A 4026-nucleotide genomic window follows, 5' to 3' on the forward strand; every position below is an offset into this window, starting at 1 on the left:
TGAAATGCGCGAACATCGTCGCCAACGCCGCGCGGCAGATCGCATCGGCATCGCGACCATCGTCGTAATCGCCGCAGAATGCCGGAAACTTACCGATCCCTTTCAAGAAGTTGGTATAGGTATACTCCGGCGCGCGGCGCGGAAAGAAGGCATCCCAGTCCTGCTCGGAGACCAGGCGCTCGACGCGCTGAACATTGGCGGGGTTGGTTGTCGCCCCCGGCAGGATGCGCTCCACCAGCGCATTGTCCAGGGTCCGGATCGACGCCTTGACCGACGCCATCAGGGGGCTATCGGTCAGTGCAGCCTCGGTCGCCAGCAGGTCACTCAAGCGCACCTGCTCTGGGTCATTCGGATCAATTGGATCAGTTGGATCATCAGGATCATTGGGATCGCTTGGGTCAGTCGGATCACTCGGATCAGCAGCACAGAGGGCATCAGCGGGTGCCGGACGCCAGACCCCCCATTCACCGGTGGTCCCGGGCACCTCGCCCTGAGTCCACCATTGCGCCTCCCAGATCGCGCCAGCATGAGCAACCAGATCGGTGCCGACATAGACGGTATCGGCATCCCAGCTCGGGCAGATGCCCGCGCTATCCCCCGGCACGGATTGGATGATGGTTACCTGGGCGCTGCGACTGAGCTCGCCATCACTGACCTGGACCTCAAACACATAGCCGGTCGCTGCGGTCGGTTCCGGCAGACTGACCAGGGTTTCCGCCGCGCTCGGTGCATCGAAGCTGACCTGAATGCTCTCCGGCGCAAGCTGCTGCCAGCGATAGCTGAGCGGATCGGCATCCGGATCGACAGAGCCTGCCGCGGAAAGCCTGATCTGACCCGCACCGCTGAGGCTGAGCGGATCAGCCGTCAGCTGCACCTGGGGCGGTCGATTGCCGTCGTTGAGGCCGTCGCACGCGGGCGCCGCCACCTGCAGCCGTTCCCAAGGCGTGTCCCAGGGCTGGGCGACCTGATCGACGTCGGACGGTCGATCCTCCGGTCCGGCCCACCATTTCGCGCGGAACAGATCGCCGGCAAAGCAGACCTGATCACCTCCGACATAGATCTCACCGGGCAGATAGGGCTCAGCGGCAAAGACTGGAACAAGAGGAGCGAGCAGCAGGATAGCGCCGGGGATCGCCGCTGAGGGTAGGTATCGAATGGTCATCAGGGTCTCCAAGGCTCATCGTTGAGCCGCATACGCACAAGATCACTTACCCCCTAGCCTAGCCGTGGAGCGTTCGCCATTGGATGACGATTGCGTCATGCTGGGTGTTCTGTGACCGGTCGCGATCGCTCTGACCCGGCTCATCGGGCCTTCTCGGCCGTTATACTGGGAGCCAATGCGAGGGGTTGGCGCATCTAGACGCAGACAGCAGCTGGCGCCTCGCAGCCGCTGGGCAGGGCCAAAGCAAGCAGTCGCTGAGCGCAACCGCCAAGCGCCGCCGCAAGAGACCCAAGATGACGATGATTTCATGAGCCAGATCCGAGAAGACGACCTCATCAGCAGCATCGCCGACGCGCTGCAATACATCTCCTACTACCATCCGCCGGACTACATCCGTGCGCTGAGCGCCGCCTATGAGGCCGAGGAATCGCCCGCGGCGAGGTCGGCGATGGCCCAGATCCTGATCAATTCCAGGCTCTGCGCCGAAGGCCATCGGCCGATCTGCCAGGATACCGGCATCGTCATCGCCTACCTCAAGGTCGGCATGGAGCTGCGCTGGGAGACCCGCCGCAGCCTGCAGGAGATCGTTGATGAGGGCGTTCGGCGCGCCTACACCGACCCGGACAATATCCTGCGCGCATCCATTGTCGACCCTCCCTTCGGCAAGCGTCGCAACACGGGTGACAACACCCCGGCGATCGTCCACACCGAGCTGGTCCCGGGCGACAAGCTCGAGGTTCAGCTCGCGGCCAAGGGCGGCGGCTCCGAGAACAAGGCGCGCTTTGCGATCCTGAATCCGAGCGCAAGCGTGGTCGACTGGGTGCTCGAGCAGGTCCCACGCATGGGCGCCGGTTGGTGCCCGCCGGGCATCCTCGGACTGGGGATCGGCGGCTCGGCCGAAAAGGCGATGCTGCTGGCCAAGGCCGCACTCCTGAAACCGATCGACATCCATGAGCTGAAGGCGCGCGGACCCTCCAATGCGCTCGAAGCGATGCGTTTGGAGATCCACGAGAAGGTCAACGCGCTCGGTATTGGCGCCCAGGGTCTCGGTGGCCTCACCACGGTGCTCGACGTGCAGATTCAGACCTTTCCGACCCACGCCGCCTCGCTACCGGTCGCGCTGATTCCGAACTGCGCCGCGACCCGTCATTGCCATTTCACCCTCGATGGCTCAGGCCCGGCCTCACTAGAGCCGCCCTCGCTCGACAGCTGGCCGGAGATCGCCTGGGATGCCGGCGCCGGCGCCCGCCGGGTCGACCTCAACCGCGTCACCCGCGAGCAGATCGCCAGCTGGCAGCCTGGAGAGCATCTGCTGCTCTCCGGTAAGCTGCTGACCGGACGCGATGCCGCCCACAAGCGCCTGACCGAGATCCTCAACCGCGGCGAACCGCTGCCCGAGGGCGTCGATCTGACCAACCGCTTCCTCTACTATGTCGGCCCCGTCGACCCGATCGGCGACGAGGTCGTCGGTCCCGCTGGCCCGACGACCGCCACCCGCATGGATCGTTTCACCGACCAACTGCTCGAGCAGACCGGTCTGATCGGCATGATCGGCAAGGCCGAGCGCGGACCCGAGGCGATCGATGCCATCCGCCGCCACCGCGCGGTCTATCTCATCGCGATCGGCGGCGCGGCCTATCTGGTTTCGAAGGCGATCAAGTCGGCGCGCATGGTGGCCTTCGAGGACCTCGGTATGGAAGCGATCCGAGAATTCGAGGTCGAAGACATGCCGGTCACCGTCGCCGTCGACAGCCAGGGCGTCTCGGTGCATGAGACCGGACCCCAGCAATGGCGCTCGCGCATTGCCGAGATTCCAGTCAAGGTTGAATCGCAAGACCTGTCATCCTGAAGACATCCAAAAACTGACGCGCATTCTCGAGTTATGTTGACGACGAGCCACAGTTACCGCGACTACGTCTTTTTCATTCGCTATCAAGCGGCTGATCCAGCGTATGTTGTCGAGTTCCCAGATATCCCTGAGATCATCACCAGCGCCGATACGCTCGGCGCTGCCTTTGGCAACGCTTGCGAAGCGCTCGATCTCCATCTCGAGAGCCTGCAAAAACTCAATCTGCCCGAGCCGAGGCGTCGACATCGCTTCGTCGTCGAGGCAGCATGATTCCACAGCGGCCAAACGCCAGGAGCTCAGATTGACACAGCAACAGGCATTCCGGATTCATCAGGACGACGACGGGCATCGCGCCGGCATTGAAGAGGTGCCAATCGCGCAGCCGAGTGAAGGCGAGGTCTTGGTGCGCGTGAGCGCATCCAGCGTCAACTACAAAGACGCGCTTGCCGCTACTGGCCGCGGCAAGGTGATCAAGCGCTTCCCGATCACCGGTGGCATCGATGCCGCGGGCATCGTCGAGCACTCCGAGCATCCCTGTTGGAAGCCGGGCGACACGGTCATCGCGACCGGCTTCGGCATGGCCTTTGATCACGACGGCGGCTATGCCGAGACCCTCTGCGTGCCCGGCGACTGGCTCGCGCCGGTGCCGGTATCCTATGGACTCGATCCGCGCCAGACCATGATTCTCGGCACCGCGGGCTTCACCGCCGCCCTCGCCGTGCATCGCTTCCTGATCAACGGCCAGCACCCCGGCCTTGGTCCGATCCTGGTCACCGGCGCCAGTGGTGGCGTTGGCTGCATCGCCATCACCATCCTCGCCAAGCTCGGCTTCGAGGTCGTCGCCGTCTCCAATAAGCAAGACCTGCACGATTGGCTCAAGCAGCTCGGCGCCAGCCGCATCATTGGCCGCGATGAACTGCCCGGCGGCGAGCGTCCGCTCGAAAAGACGGTCTGGGGCGGCGCGATCGACAATGTCGGCGGTGCGATGCTCGCACAGATCACGCGGACCCTGGTC

4 protein-coding genes are annotated in these 4026 nt (G+C 64.1%); 3 read left to right on the forward strand and 1 reads right to left on the reverse strand.

What is annotated here, in order from left to right; all coding sequences use genetic code 11:
* Nucleotides 1-1162, reverse strand: a 1162-nt coding sequence (locus ACY693_RS16130; protein WP_462322834.1) for a carbohydrate-binding protein, incomplete at its 3' end; no start/stop codon positions are given.
* Between the two features lie 307 nt (nucleotides 1163-1469).
* On the opposite strand from ACY693_RS16130, the gene ACY693_RS16135 reads away from it, so the two are divergent.
* The 3 genes from ACY693_RS16135 to ACY693_RS16145 form a co-directional block, all read left to right on the forward strand.
* On the forward strand, nucleotides 1470-3011 hold the full coding sequence (locus ACY693_RS16135; protein WP_462322835.1) for a fumarate hydratase: 1542 nt from the start codon (nucleotides 1470-1472) through the stop codon (nucleotides 3009-3011).
* Nucleotides 3012-3044: 33 nt separating this feature from the next.
* On the forward strand, nucleotides 3045-3281 hold the full coding sequence (locus ACY693_RS16140; protein WP_462322836.1) for a type II toxin-antitoxin system HicB family antitoxin: 237 nt from the start codon (nucleotides 3045-3047) through the stop codon (nucleotides 3279-3281).
* A 31-nt stretch (nucleotides 3282-3312) separates the two neighbouring features.
* Nucleotides 3313-4026, forward strand: a 714-nt coding sequence (locus tag ACY693_RS16145) for an alcohol dehydrogenase catalytic domain-containing protein (protein WP_462322837.1), incomplete at its 3' end; no start/stop codon positions are given.

The sequence above is a fragment of the Halochromatium sp. genome (assembly GCF_054919635.1).